Raw genomic sequence first — 12,651 nt, 5'->3', positions numbered from 1 at the left:
GAAGCCTTTGGTGGGTGGCCGGCCGCGCGCCGAGACGTGAAGTGGGGATTCGATGGGTGAGAGGCACGGCGGACGGCGGACCGGGAAGCTATGGGGGGCCGGGGTGGTGCTGTCCGTGGTGGCGCTGGCACTGGTCGGATGTTCCTCCGGTGGTAGCGGCCAGAAGTCCTCGGTGGCAATCGATTCCAACCCGATCAGCGAACTGATGAAGCCGAAGCTGCTTTCCCCGGTGAAGGACGGCGACAAGGGCGTGGCGCCCGGCGAGCTGAACCTGAAGGTGGAGGACGGCAAGTTCACCGCTGTCGTGCTGAGTAATCCGGACGGCAAGCCGGTGCCGGGTGAGCTCGCCGCCGACGGCCGCTCGTGGAAGTTGGCCGAGCAGCTGGGATTCGGGCGCACCTACAAGCTGGCGGTCGAGGCCATCGGCCTGGGCGGGGCGACCACCTCGGTGATGAGTTTCACCACGATCTCCCCGAACAACCGCACCCACCCGTATCTGCTGCCCGCCGAGAACGACGTGGTCGGCATCGGTCAGCCGGTGGCCGTGCAGTTCGACGAGAACATTCCGGACCGCAAGGCCGCCCAGAACGCGATCAAGATCACCACGACGCCGGCGGTCGAGGGCGCGTTCTACTGGGTCAACAATCGCGAGGTGCGCTGGCGGCCACAGAACTTCTGGACCCCGGGCACCAAGGTCGACATCGCGGTCAACGCCTACGGCCACGACCTGGGCGGCGGCCTGGTCGGCGACAGCGACCTCCACTCCAGCTTCACCATCGGCGACGCCACCGTCTTCACCTCCGACGACAACACCAAGATCGTCACCGTGGAACGCAACGGCGAGGTGATCAAGACCATGCCCACCTCCATGGGCAAGGACTCCACCCCCACCGACAACGGCGTCTACATCGTGGGCGACAAGTTCGACCGCATCATCATGGATTCCTCCACCTACGGAGTCGCGGTGAACTCGCCCAACGGCTACAAGACGCCCGTGGACTGGGCGACCCGAATCTCGTACTCGGGCATCTTCTTCCACTCGGCCCCGTGGTCGGTGGGCGCGCAGGGCTATTCGAACACCAGCCACGGCTGCCTCAACCTCAGCCCGGCCGACGCCAAATGGGTCTACGACAACGTGAAACGCGGTGACATCACCATCGTGAAGAACACCGTCGGCGGCACGCTGTCCGGTGTGGACGGGCTGGGCGACTGGAACATTCCGTGGGACCAGTGGAAGGCGGGCAACACCGACCGCGGCTGACCGCGGGCATCACGGACACGGCAGAAGGGGCATCAGCAGTGCGCTGATGCCCCTTCGACCATGCTCGACCGGTGGGGGGTCGGACTCAGCCGATCTGGCCCGGACCGTTGGGGCCGCAGCCCAGGGCCGCCATGCCGGACAGCGCGGAGGCGGTGCCCAAGACGGTGCAGGTGCCGGGTTCGGCGGAGTTGGTGTTCGACGAACCGAGCGCCCCGCCCAGCTTGAAGCCGGAGGAACCGGTGACCAAGGCCTCGATCGGGCTCTTCGGCGCCGGGTCGGTATTGGTGGGGCAGGGGGTGGTGGTCGTGGCCGTGGCGGGGCCCGCGGTGACGGTGCAGCCCGGCGTGGTGCCCGGAGTGGTGGTGCCCGGCGTCGTGGTCGGCGTCGTCGTGGTCGGCGACGTGGTCGACGGAGTCGTCGTGGTGGTGTCGATGAGGGCGATCTCCGCCATGGCGGCGGGCGCGGCGGGCAGCAGTGCCGCAACGGCTAGCAAAGTGGTTACGGCGTAACGGTTCACGTGCGAAAATCCTTCGGATCGAGCGTGGTCGGGGCCCCGACTCCCCAGATGGTCCTGAGCAGTCTAGGGACATCGCGTGACCTGCGCCGCAAAATGCGACACACTGACGTTTCTCTCACATTCCGACGCGCGCCACCGCCCGCACCGGAGCCCCGTCCGCCCCGGGCAGCCGCAGCGGGAACAGCGACACTTCCACCCGCTGACCGGCCTCCTGCGCCGCCAGCACCGCCGCCAGACCGGTCAGATTCTCGGCGATCACGGCGTGCGCCCCGCACAGGATCCGATGCACCGGAATCTCCTCGGCCGGGGTCGGGTCCACGCTGAGCGCGTCGATGCCGACCGTCCGCACCCCCGACGCGACCAGATACTCCGCGGCCGCCACGGTCAGATGCGGATGGTTCAGGTACTCGTGCGTGCCCCAGTGCTCCGACCATCCGGTCGCCACCAGCACGATCACGCCCGCAGCCACCCGCCCCTCGAAGTACTCGCGCCCGATCGGCCCACCGCCGCCCGCGGCTCGCGCGTCCACCACGACGGCCGGTCCGGTGAACCGCTCCAGGGGCAGCTCGTCGAGGGCGGGCAGGGCGTCGTCGATGTGCCGGGGCGCGTCCACGTGCGTGCCCGTCTGCGAACCCATGTCCAGGTGCAGCACATTGACGCCGTCGGCGGCCACGGTCAGCGCGGGTCGCACGGTCACCTCGGGATCGCCCGGGTAGACGGGCATGCCGGATCGGATCGGCACGGAGAGATCGAGAATGGGCATGTCAGCCGTGCTCCGGGGCGGTGGCGCGCAGCAGCCAGCAGGCGGCGGTGAAGCGGGCCGCGCCGTCGCGGACGAAGGGTTCGAAGGCGGCGCGGACGACCTCGACGACCTTCGCGCGGGTCGCCTCGTCGGCCTCGAGCAGCGCCAGGCCGACCGGTCCCAATCGGGAGACGTAGCCGGTGAGTTCGGATTCGGGCAGCGCGCAGTCGGCGTCGACCGGGGTGATGTCGATATCGGTCCAGCCGGCGTCGGCCAGGATCCCGGCCACCCGGTCGCGGTCGGCGAACCCGAATTGCCCCGGGGCGTCCGGGATTCGGGGCCCGAGATCGGGGAGCAGCGGGGCGGCCGCGTCTTCCGCGGTGGTGAAGAACGGGTTGTCGGCGGCGGCCCGCCACACGACACCGGCCAGCCGTCCGCCGGATCGGGTGGCGTGGCGCAGATTGGTGAACGCGGCCACCGGGTCGGCGAAGAACATCACCCCGAAACGGGACATGACGAGGTCGTGGACCGGGTCGAAGGTGTGGGTCTGGGCGTCGGCGCACACGAAATCCACCGGGAGGCCCGCCCGTTCGGCATTGGCGCGGGCCGCCTCGAGCATCGGCTCGGCGATATCGACGCCGGTGCAGCGTGCGCCCGTCGCGCGGGCCACGGCCAGGGTGGTGCCGCCGGTGCCGCAGCCGACATCCAGCACCCGCCGGGCGCCGTCGGTGCGTGCGGTCTCGACCAGCAGGTCCTCGAGCGGCCGCAGCACCCGGCCGATCAGGTCCTGGAAGTCGACCCAGGCGGTGCCGGAGGTGGCCCAGCGGTCGGATTGATCCTTGTCGAGCGGTGTCGTCATGATCGCTGTCCTTCATCGGGGAACGGACGGAGAACTACACTGTCTCAATTCAAGCCGACTCGAGGTCAAGTACGAGGTAACCCCGATGACCAGCCTGGACATCGCCGAGGTGGTCCGCCGCACCGGCGTCCCCGCCTCGACCCTGCGCTACTACGAGGAACGCGGCCTGATCGCGTCCACCGGCCGGCGCGGCCTGCGCCGCCAGTTCGACAGTTCCGTGCTCGAACAGCTGGCCCTCATCTCGCTGGGCCGCACCGCCGGATTCTCCCTCGACGACATCGTGCTGGTCTTCGGCCCGCAGGGCGAACTCCGGGTGGATCGGGCCCTGCTCACCGGCAAGGCCGACGAATTGGACCGCACCATCACGCAGATGACCGCGGTCCGGGACGGCCTCCGGCATGCCGCCGCCTGTCCCGCCCCGAGTCACGCCGAATGCCCGAGCTTCCGGCGCATCCTGCTGGGCGTGATGGCGGGCGAGATCGACGTCACCGAGGCGATGAGCGGACCGAAATGACTGCGTGACAGGTCATTTCAGCGCACGGCGTGCACGGCTTCCTTGGTGAGCGCGGCCACCAGCGGATTGTCGTAGGCCGCGTCCTTGTCCGGCTTGGCGGTGAGTACCACGATCACCAGCGGCGCGGACCCGTCGGCGGGCCAGGTGACGGCGGCGTCGTTGGCGGTGCCGTAGTCGCCGGAACCGGTCTTGTCGCCGGTCTTCCAGTCCGCGGGCAGTCCGGCGCGGATGCGGGCGTCGCCGGTGGTATTGGCGAGCAGCCATGCGGTCAGCTGCTTGCGTTCCGGATCGGCGAGGGTATTGCCGACGACCAGTTTTCGATAGTCGCCGGCCAGGGCGGCCGGGGTCGTGGTGTCGCGCTCGTCGCCGGGGATATCGGTGTTGAGCTCCGGCTCCCAGCGGTCGCTGCGCGTCTTGTCGTCGCCGAGCAACCGCAGGAACTGGGTCAATCCCTGTGGGCCGCCGAGCAATTCGAGCAGCTGATTGCCCGCGGTGTTGTCGCTGCGGGTGATGGCGGCGTCACAGAGTTCGCTCACCGACATCCCCGTGTCCACCCGGGTGCTGGTGACCGGCGAGCCCGCCACCACCTTGTCCGCGCCGAAATGGATGACCTGGTCGAAGAATCCGCTGGCGAGGGGATGCATCTTCAGGAGCGCGCCGCAGGCCAGGCCCTTGAACGTGGAGTTGAAGGTGAAGCGCTCGTCCTGCCGGTAGCCGACGGTCTTGCCGGTGCCGGTGTCGATCACGAAGACGCCCGCCCGAGCGCCGTGCTGCTCCTCGAGCGCCCGCAGGGCGGCGTCGTTCGGCGCGGACGTGGTCGACGGCTCGTTGTGGGTGGCCTCGCTTTTCGAGTCGGTGCCGCAGGCCGCGAACAGCGGCGTGAGCACGAGTAGCGATGCCAGGGCGCGGTATTTCAGGGTCGGCAAAACAAGCCTTTCAATCGGTTTCGAGCGGTGTGGAGTGTTGCGGCTGGTCAGCGCGGTGCGCGCAGCATGCGGCCCGCGGCCTGCACGGCCGGGTCGGAACTGCCCGCGTCGCTGATGAAGACGGCGAAGGCGAGATCGCCGTCGATGCCGACGAACCAGCCGTGCGCGTGCTTGTCGTCGATGTATTCGGCGGTGCCGGTCTTGCCGAGCAGGCCGGGGATATCGCGCAGGGCGGTGGCGGTGCCGCCGGTGATGGTCTCGCGCATCATGGATTTCACCTGATCGGCGATGCCGGGCGGCAGGGCCGGTGGCTGCCGGTCGGGCTTGCCGGGTTGACCCTGCACGATCGCCGGCGGCATGACCGACCCGTGGGCGAGGGACGCCGCCAGCAGCGCCATGCCGAACGGCGACGCGGTCACCTTGCCCTGCCCGATGCCCTCCTCCACCCGCAGGGCGGGTGTGTCGGCGGTGGGCACCTTGCCGGTGACGGTGGTCAATCCCGGTGTCACGTAGTCGATGCCGAGTCCGAGCTGGGCGGCGGCATTGGTCAGCCCGTCCGGCGGCAGCTGCACGGCCAGCCGTCCCATGGTGGTGTTGCAGGACCGCGCGAAGGCGGTGTGCAGCGGCACCTGGCCGAGGTCGAAGTTGTTGTCGTTGGGGATCTCCCGGCCCTCGATGTTCTCCTTGCCGGGGCAGGCGACGGTGGTGTCCGGGGTGACCTGACCGGCCTGGAGGGCGGCCGACACGGTCACGGTCTTGAAGGTGGAGCCCGGCGGATACAGCCCGGTCAATCCGATCGGACCCTGCGCGTCGGCGGGCGCGTTCTGCGCCATGGCCAGCACTTCACCGGTGGAGGGCCGCAGCGCCACGATAGCCGCCGGGGTGGTGATCGGGGCCAGCGCCGCCTCGGCCGCGCGTTGCAGGCCGACGTCGAGGGTGGTGCGAATATCGGTGACCGGCTGGGGATCCGGGCCGCCGACCCGCTGGGTGCCGTCGCTGCCCTGGGCGCGGACCGCCCATCCGGCGGCGGCGTCGGCCCGCTGCTGCCACAGCTCCGACAGGCCCGAGAAGGTCGGCGAGGCGAGTGCCTTGTCGACGGCCAGCAGTCGCGTCTGCTGCGCGGTCGTCACGTTCGCCAGCGTGGTGAGCGCGGATTGAACGGTGGCGTAATCGGATTCGCGGAGGGTGACCGCGGTGACCGGCTTCCCCTGCGCCGCGGCCAGATCCGCTTGCAGGCTCGCGGCGGTGATGTCGGGCGCGACCGGTTGCAGTGCCGCCGCGACGGCCGCGGGGTCCGCGCCGGGCGCGACATTCACCAGGGTCACCACCTGCTGGGTGAGCAGCGGGCCACCGGTGCTGTCCAGGACCTTGGCCGGGTCGGGGTAGGCGACGGCGTAGGACAGCGGGCCGATGTTCAGGCCGGGCGCGATGGTGGCCGGGTCCCAGCGGATCTTCCAGTCACTCCCGGAGCGTTCGGCGCGGCCCGCGGTGGTGTAGGTCCACTCGTTCTTGCCGTCCTTGTCCAGCTTCCAGGTGGCGGAGAGGGTGAAGGTGCCGCCGTCGTCGGTCTTCTCGACCTTGCTCGCCGCGAAACGCACCTGTTTGCCGAGGTTGTCGTACAGCGTTCCCAGCGTGGTCGAGGCGGTGGCCGGATCGCTGGTCGCGGTCGCGGCGGCCGGGACGTCGTCGCGGGTCAGCGCGTCGGCGAAGGCGTCGACGGTCTTGGACAATCCGGACGTGGGATCCGAGCCCGAGCACGCGGTCGCCGCCACCAGTACGGCCGCGACACAGATACCGGTGCTTGCCCTCCTGCTGAAAGCTGCCATGACAGCCACCCCAACACGGATCACCACCCGGTGTCCAAGACCAACACGGATGAGAACCGATAAGCGTTTCGTTATCGTCGCAGCGCAAGGCCCACAGGCTCGCGAAGTATCGGGCGGTTGACGGCCCGATCCGGGCGCCGGGAATGCTGGGGGAGTGGAAGCGATCTTCGGGACGGCCGGTGTCGAAGGCCGCGTGCACGCCCGCTGTCTGAACTGTGACGGCGAATTCGGCTGGGCCGCCGACGAACCGGTGGTGCTGTCCTCGGTGGTGAAGGTGCCGCTGGTGCTGGAGTTCGCGCGGCAGGTCGCGGCCGGGCAGCTCGATCCCGCCGACCGGGTGCGCGCCACGGCCGCGGACCGGCTGGGCGGGGTGGGGTCGGCGGGCTGCCATGACGATGTCGAGTACAGCCTGCGCGACGCCGCCTACTTCGCGCTCACGGTCAGCGACAACACCGCCGCGGACCTGCTGTTCGACCGCGTCGGCGTCGACAATGTCCGCTCCCTGGTCCGCGAGCTCGGGCTCGCCGACACCCGGGTGATGGGGTCGATTCGCGACATCCTGTACCTGATGGCCGAGGACATCGGTGCGCGTGACCTGCTCGAATTCGCTCGGCGCTACCCCGAATCCAGTCCGGAGGAGGTGTTCGGCAGCCGGGCGGTGGATCCGCTGCGCACCACCGCCGGGACCGCCCGCGACATGACGCGCCTGCTGACGCTCATCGGCCGCGACCTGGCGGGCCCGCCCGAGGCGTGCCGGTTCGTGCGAGATCTCATGCGCCAGCAGGTGTACGGGCATCGGCTGCCGTCGGCGTTCCCGCCCGGGACCGACATCTGGTCCAAGACCGGGACGCTGCCGGGCATCCGCAACGAGATCGGCGTCGTCGAGTATCCGGACGGAAGTCGTTACGCCGTAGCGGTTTTCACGGTGTCACACAATCTGGCCGGTCGGCAGCCGGTGGTGGACCGGGCGATCGGGACGGCCGCGCTGACGGCCATCGAGCGCATCGATCACTGCCTGCCCGCGACCACATCCCACGGGCGGCGCTGCGGCGCGTCCTGAAGCGGGGCCGGGGGCGCGACGCCGTCGCCCTGCACCACCGACACGATGAGCTCGGCGAATTCCCGCACCAGCGGATGCGGGGCGGCGGCGGGCCAGGTCAAGGCGAGTCGCCAGCTCAGTGTGCCCTCCGGCAGCGGCCGCCACACCACCCGCGGCTCCTTCTGCGCCACCAGGCCGGTGTCGAAGGCGACGCCGCGACCCGACAGCACCATGCCGAGCACGAACTCCGGATTGACCGCGTGCTGCACCGAGGCGGGGTGGAAGCCGTGCTCCCAGCAGGTGCGCAGGGTGGCGTCGTAGAGGCCGGGGGCGGCGGCGCGCGGGAAGATCACCAGGCCGTGCCCGCTCAGGTCGGCCAGGGTGAGGGAAGTCCGCTGGGCCAGTGGGGAATCCCGGGGCAGCACCACGCCGAGCGGGGTCTCCACGGCCGGACCGGATTCGAGGCCGGGCGTCTCGGCGGGATATTGCAGCAGGCCCGCGTCCAGTTCCCGTTCGCCGAGCAGGCGGACCTGTTCGGCGGTGGTCAGCTCCTGTAGGTCCACCCGCACCTGGCGGTTCTCGAACGCGGTCAGCATGGCGGCCAGCACCCGGCCGGCCAGTTCGGGCGGCACGCCCACCCGCAGCGCGTCGACCTCGCCGCGGTGGGCCTTGTCGACCAGCGATTTCGCGCGTTCCCAGCGGGCGATCAGGTCGCGGGCCTCGACCAGCAGGATCTGTCCGGCCTCGGTGAGTTCCACGCGGCGGCTGTCGCGGTCGAGCAGCCGCGCGCCGAGCTCGCTCTCCAGCTTGCGGATGCGCTGGCTCAGCGCGGGCTGGGCGATCCGCAGCCGCTCGGCCGCGCGGCCGAAGTGCAACTCCTCGGCGACGGCGATGAAGTAGCGCAGCTGACGCAGCGGGTCCATCCCGTCGACGATATAGGTTTCCTTATCGCCGGGTGGTCAGGCCCGGGCGCGCACCTCGAGGATCTGCAGGCAGCGTCCGATCGGGCCCCGCTGGTCGTGCAGGACGGTCGAGCACAGGCCGACCCCGTCGGGTCCGATCGAGGTCTCCACGGCCAGGCCGATCCACTCGCCGACCGGCAGCCGGAACAGGTCGATGGTCAGGTCGGTGTTGAGGAAGGTGAAGTGGCGCGGATCCAGGCGTGCGCCAACGCCATTGGCGACATCCGCGACCGAGAACACGCGCACCAGGGGTGAGATCTCCTCGCCCTCGACCACCTCGACGAGGGGCTTGACCCACACCCGCCGAGTGATGTCGTCGCTCTCCACGCCGCGCAGGTCCACCGACTTCACGTAGCCGAGGTCCCACCCCTGGGGCAGGCGCCAGCTGACCTCGCCCTGCTCCGGGACGGGCGGCAGCGGGGCGTCAGCGGCGTGGGCGATGTCGGAGGTGTCGGTGGCGGCGAGCCGCCAGGCCGCGGCCTTGGCCACCACGCGGGCGCTGCCGTCCGGCTGCGGCGCGACGAGTTCGGCCGCCACCAGCTCGACCCGCTTGCCCGGCCGTTCGATCCAGGCGCGAACCTCGATCTCTCCCACCGGAATCGGGCCGAGGATCTCCATGGTCAGCCGAGCGACGCGGGTGCCTTCCCGGGGCGCGCACCGTTCCACCGCGCGGGCCAGCAGTGCCGAGGGCGGTGCGCCGTGCTGCATGGTTGCCGCCCAGACGCTCACCGTGGACGCGGTGGCTCGGTATCGCTCGAATCCGTCGCGCTGGGACTCCAGCGGGAGGAAGTACGCCCTGGTCCCGGCCTCGTCCTCCGAGGCCGCCTGATCTGCCGATGTCGCATCCTGCATTCGGGTCACCCCGTCAACGTATCAGCCCACGTCCGACCCGCTAGACGGTGTACGACAAACCCCCCGCATGTCCATTCCGACCGTTCGGCATTCGAGCCCATACCCTGAGGCATGTCAGATGCACTTTCCAGGCGTGGAACGAGGTAGTCATGTCAGGCAAGTTCGAGCTGTTCGCTGATGCGGCCGACAAGTTCCGGTGGCGGCTCAAGGCCGGCAACGGCGAGGTTATCGCGCAGAGCCAGGCCTACGCGAGCAAGGACGCGGCGAAGAAGGGCATCGCCTCGGTCCAGACCAATGCCGCGGGCGCGGCCATCGCGGACCTCACCGATTAGCCCGACCCGAGCGAGGCTCCGTCGCAGCTGATTCCGCGGCGGGGCCGCCGCGCGCTCAATGCCGCTGTGTCCGAGCCGCTTCGATGCGGGCGGCCAGATCGACCAGCTCGGCCGCCGGACCGGTCGGCGGCGTGCGCCGATGCCAGATGGCCCGGAACTTCCTCGTCAACGGCGTCGATTCGGCCAGCGGAACGGCGCGCAGCGTGCCCGCCCGCAGTTCGTGCGCCACGATCAGCCGGCTCACCACCGCCGGTGCCGCCCCGCTGCGAGCGGTCGCGAGAATCGCCGCAGCGGAACCGAGTTCGGCGGCAGGTGGGGCCGGTGTCCCGTGAATCTCGAGGGTCTCCCACACCGTGTCCCGGGTACCCGAGCCGCGTTCGCGCCACAGCAGCGGGGTGTCAGCGAGTTCACGCGCGGTCAGCGGTCGGCGGCGGGTGGCCCATCGGTGACTCGGCGCGACGACCACCACCAGCTCGTCCGCGGCGAGCACCCGGCTGCCCAATCCCGGTGGCGGATGCGGTCCTTCGACGAATCCGAGCTCGGCGTCGCGATCGCCGACCGCCGCCGTCACCTGCCGCGAGTTGGCCACGTCCAGGACCACCGCCAGCTCCGGATGGATCTTCCGCAGCGCGGTCAGCCAGTGCGGAATCCGGTGGTCGGCAATGGTCGTCGAGGCCATGAGGCGCAGGCTCGGCCGCTCCGCGCGGTGCAGGGCGGTAATGCCCTCGGTCAGCGCCAGCGCGGCCGCGAGCACCGGACGGCCCAGCTCGACCACCGCCTGCCCGGCATCGGTGAGCACCGATCCCGTGCGCCCGCGATCCAGCAGCCGTAACCCGAGCCGCCGTTCCAGCGCGCTGATCCGCATACTGGCGGCGGGCTGGCTGATGCCGTGCCGCCGCGCGGCCGCCCCGAGACTGCCCAGTTCCGCGACCGAGACCAGCAGGGCCAGCACGTCCAGGTCGGGCGTACCGGGCGGCAGGATCATAAGGACAGCTTATGACGTGATCAGCGTTCGGGCGCTACCTGACCACCGGAAACGGCCGGAGGATCAGCACCATGACTTTCGTGATCGGCGCGGACTGCGTGGACGTTCTGGACAAGGCCTGCATCGAGGAATGCCCGATCGACTGCATCGTGGTCGGCGAGCGGATGGCCTACATCAACCCCGACGAGTGCATCGACTGCGCGGCCTGCGAACCGGTCTGCCCCGTCGAGGCGATCCACTACGAGGACGACCTGCCCCCGGAGCAGGAGCAGTTCGTCCTCGTGAACAGCCGGTTCTTCACCGATGGGGTGCAGATCTAGGGGACCGGGTCCGGTTCTCGGTCCGGGATGGCTTCCGCGGCGGGGGCCTTCCGCCGGCCGAGGACGGAATGGGAACGGCTGTAGGCGAAGTAGATGACGATGCCCAGGGCCATCCAGATGACGAACCGGATCCAGGTCTCGATGGACAGGTTGAGCATCAGCCACAGGCAGGCCAGGGCGGCCAGGACGGGGATGAGCGGGACCAGCGGGACGCGGAAGCCGCGCTTCAGGTCGGGGCGGGTGCGGCGCAGGATCGGGACGCCCAGGGAGACCAGGACGAACGCGACCAGGGTGCCGATATTGACCATTTCCTCGAGGGTGCCGAAGTCGACGAAACCGGCCAGGAGAGCGCAGATCACGCCGACCAGGACGGTCAGCCGGACGGGGGTGCCGTGCTTGCCGGTCTGGGCCAGACCGCGGGGCAGCAGGCCGTCGCGGGCCATGGCGAACAGGACCCGGGTCTGGCCCAGGAACATGACCATGACGACGGTCGACAGGCCCGCCAGCGCGCCGATGGAGATGATGTTCTTCACCCAGGTCGCGCCGTGGATGGCGAAAGCGGTTGCCAGGGTGGCGTTCCCGCTCGCCAGTTCGGTGTAGGGGACCATGCCGGTGAGGATCAGCGAGACCGCGACGTACAGCACGGTGACGATGGCCAGCGAGGCGAAGATGCCGCGCGGGACGTCGCGCTGCGGATTGCGGGTCTCCTCGGCGGTGGTGGCCACCACGTCGAAGCCGACGAACGCGAAGAACACCAGCGAGGCCGCGGCCAGCAGGCCGTACCAGCCGAAACTGGTTCCGCCGGAACCGGTCAGGAAGGAGAACAGCGACTGGTGCACGCCGCCCGCCTGCTCCGAGGGCTGGGCCGGGGGAATGTAGGGGGTCAGGTTGGAGGCCTTGAAGTAGGTCGCGCCGACCACCAGCACCAGCGCGATCACGGCCAGCTTGATGGCCACCGCCACCGCCGAGACCCGCGAGGACAGCTTGGTGCCGGTCGCCAGCAGCGTGCCGACCACGGCGATGATCACCACCGCGCCCCAGTCGAAGGTGATGGACCCGATGTGCACGACCGGGCTCACCACCCCGTGCAGCACCTCGCCGAGATACTGCGACCACCCCTTGGCGACCACCGACACCGCGAGCGCGAACTCCAGAATCAGATCCCAGCCGATGATCCAGGCGATGACCTCGCCGAATGTGGCGTACGCGAACGTGTACGCACTGCCCGCCACCGGCACGGTCGAGGCGAATTCGGCGTAGCACAACGCGGTCAGCCCGCACGCGACGGCCGCGAACACGAAGGCCAGCGAGACCGAGGGTCCCGCCACCGTGCCCGCGGTCCGGGCGGTGAGCGTGAAGATGCCCGCCCCGATGACCACGGCGACACCGAAGATGGTCAGATCCCGCGCGGTCAGATCCTTGCGCAGTTTGGAATCCGGTTCATCGGTATCCCGGATCGATTGCTCGACCGATTTGGTGCGGAACACTCCGCTCACGAACGCCACAGTGCGTCTCC

The 12,651-nt window shown here is 69.9% G+C and carries 13 protein-coding genes and 1 pseudogene; 5 read left to right on the top strand and 9 right to left on the bottom strand.

From position 1 onward, the window contains the following. The first annotated feature begins 52 nt into the window (after positions 1–52). Complete coding sequence (locus ACWEOI_RS25285) at positions 53–1,261, top strand: L,D-transpeptidase (RefSeq protein ID WP_452361214.1); 1,209 nt, start codon at positions 53–55, stop codon at positions 1,259–1,261. 85 nt (positions 1,262–1,346) lie between these two features. Here the strand turns inward: ACWEOI_RS25285 and ACWEOI_RS25280 are convergent, their stop codons facing one another. From ACWEOI_RS25280 to ACWEOI_RS25270, 3 genes are all read right to left on the bottom strand, one after another. After that, entirely contained in the window at positions 1,347–1,778 is a 432-nt protein-coding gene (locus ACWEOI_RS25280) for a hypothetical protein (RefSeq protein WP_452361213.1), read from the bottom strand. 115 nt (positions 1,779–1,893) lie between these two features. After that, positions 1,894–2,541: a cyclase family protein gene (locus tag ACWEOI_RS25275; protein WP_452361212.1), complete on the bottom strand. Its 648-nt coding sequence runs from the start codon at positions 2,539–2,541 to the stop codon at positions 1,894–1,896. A gap of 1 nt (position 2,542) precedes the next feature. Continuing rightward, positions 2,543–3,379, bottom strand: a complete 837-nt coding sequence (locus ACWEOI_RS25270) for a class I SAM-dependent methyltransferase (protein ID WP_452361211.1) — start codon at positions 3,377–3,379, stop codon at positions 2,543–2,545. An 85-nt stretch (positions 3,380–3,464) separates the two neighbouring features. Between ACWEOI_RS25270 and ACWEOI_RS25265 the strand changes: the two genes are divergently transcribed. Beyond that, positions 3,465–3,893 carry a helix-turn-helix domain-containing protein gene (locus ACWEOI_RS25265; protein ID WP_379100923.1) on the top strand — a complete coding sequence of 143 codons (429 nt, stop codon included), beginning with the start codon at positions 3,465–3,467 and terminating at the stop codon, positions 3,891–3,893. A gap of 17 nt (positions 3,894–3,910) precedes the next feature. Here ACWEOI_RS25265 and bla read toward each other — a convergent pair whose 3' ends face one another. Beyond that, on the bottom strand, positions 3,911–4,819 hold the full coding sequence (gene bla / locus ACWEOI_RS25260) for a class A beta-lactamase (RefSeq protein ID WP_452361210.1): 909 nt from the start codon (positions 4,817–4,819) through the stop codon (positions 3,911–3,913). Positions 4,820–4,866: 47 nt separating this feature from the next. Next, positions 4,867–6,645, bottom strand: a complete 1,779-nt coding sequence (locus ACWEOI_RS25255) for a penicillin-binding transpeptidase domain-containing protein (protein WP_452361209.1) — start codon at positions 6,643–6,645, stop codon at positions 4,867–4,869. A gap of 154 nt (positions 6,646–6,799) precedes the next feature. Here ACWEOI_RS25255 and ACWEOI_RS25250 point away from each other — a divergent pair, with 154 nt between their 5' ends. Further along, on the top strand, positions 6,800–7,705 hold the full coding sequence (locus ACWEOI_RS25250) for a serine hydrolase (protein ID WP_433671520.1): 906 nt from the start codon (positions 6,800–6,802) through the stop codon (positions 7,703–7,705). On the opposite strand, the gene ACWEOI_RS25245 is transcribed toward ACWEOI_RS25250, so the two are convergent. Together ACWEOI_RS25245 and ACWEOI_RS25240 are read right to left on the bottom strand one after the other, a co-directional pair. After that, positions 7,654–8,607 (bottom strand): LysR substrate-binding domain-containing protein, encoded by a 954-nt coding sequence (locus tag ACWEOI_RS25245; protein ID WP_379277195.1) that lies wholly within the window; start codon positions 8,605–8,607, stop codon positions 7,654–7,656. The genes ACWEOI_RS25250 and ACWEOI_RS25245 overlap by 52 nt on opposite strands. Before the next feature lie 36 nt (positions 8,608–8,643). Further along, a complete protein-coding gene (locus tag ACWEOI_RS25240; protein ID WP_452361208.1) occupies positions 8,644–9,498 on the bottom strand; it encodes a thioesterase family protein in 855 nt (284 codons plus the stop codon). 149 nt (positions 9,499–9,647) lie between these two features. On the opposite strand from ACWEOI_RS25240, the gene ACWEOI_RS25235 reads away from it, so the two are divergent. After that, positions 9,648–9,830, top strand: coding sequence for a YegP family protein (locus ACWEOI_RS25235; RefSeq protein ID WP_433671523.1), 183 nt, complete (start codon positions 9,648–9,650; stop codon positions 9,828–9,830). Between the two features lie 55 nt (positions 9,831–9,885). Here the strand turns inward: ACWEOI_RS25235 and ACWEOI_RS25230 are convergent, their stop codons facing one another. Continuing rightward, positions 9,886–10,815: a LysR family transcriptional regulator gene (locus ACWEOI_RS25230; RefSeq protein ID WP_452361207.1), complete on the bottom strand. Its 930-nt coding sequence runs from the start codon at positions 10,813–10,815 to the stop codon at positions 9,886–9,888. Between the two features lie 71 nt (positions 10,816–10,886). Between ACWEOI_RS25230 and ACWEOI_RS25225 the strand changes: the two are divergent. After that, positions 10,887–11,120: pseudogene (locus ACWEOI_RS25225) on the top strand (indolepyruvate ferredoxin oxidoreductase subunit alpha); the annotation flags it as partial. A gap of 11 nt (positions 11,121–11,131) precedes the next feature. On the opposite strand, the gene ACWEOI_RS25220 reads toward ACWEOI_RS25225, so the two are convergent. Next, positions 11,132–12,640, bottom strand: coding sequence for an amino acid permease (locus tag ACWEOI_RS25220; RefSeq protein ID WP_452361206.1), 1,509 nt, complete (start codon positions 12,638–12,640; stop codon positions 11,132–11,134). Positions 12,641–12,651: the final 11 nt, after the last annotated feature.

This window comes from Nocardia sp. NPDC004340 (assembly GCF_053602575.1).
Note: the sequence above shows the minus strand (reverse complement) of the source record. Positions and strands in the feature narration are given on the sequence as shown.